The sequence below is a fragment of the Vibrio sp. 378 genome (assembly GCF_033339435.1).
Genome location: NZ_JAWOUO010000600.1, coordinates 410 through 680 on the forward strand (window position 1 = coordinate 410; position 271 = coordinate 680).

Below are 271 nucleotides of genomic sequence, written 5' to 3' on the forward strand. Positions count from 1 at the left end.
GGCATTGGATTGATGCTGCGCATCGCGAAAAGCAATGAAAAGAACACCCCCACCATCGCGGTGTACAGAATCATATCCGAGCCAAATTCTGCAACAAGGAAACCCACCACCGTTGAACCCGCAATGAAGGCTATAGACCCCCACAAACGCGTGCGCCCGTAATCCAACATTTTCAAGCGAGCGTAGTAGTTTGCCATCGCATCTGATAGCGGTACTACCGGACCACAACACAAGTTAAACAACACCGTTGCCAATGCCATAAGCCAAAAAC

General features: G+C 49.8%; 1 protein-coding gene. It reads right to left on the reverse strand.

Annotated elements, in window-relative coordinates:
- The coding region (locus R7Q48_RS27775) for an MFS transporter (RefSeq protein ID WP_318133505.1) at window positions 1-271 on the reverse strand (271 nt) is incomplete at both ends.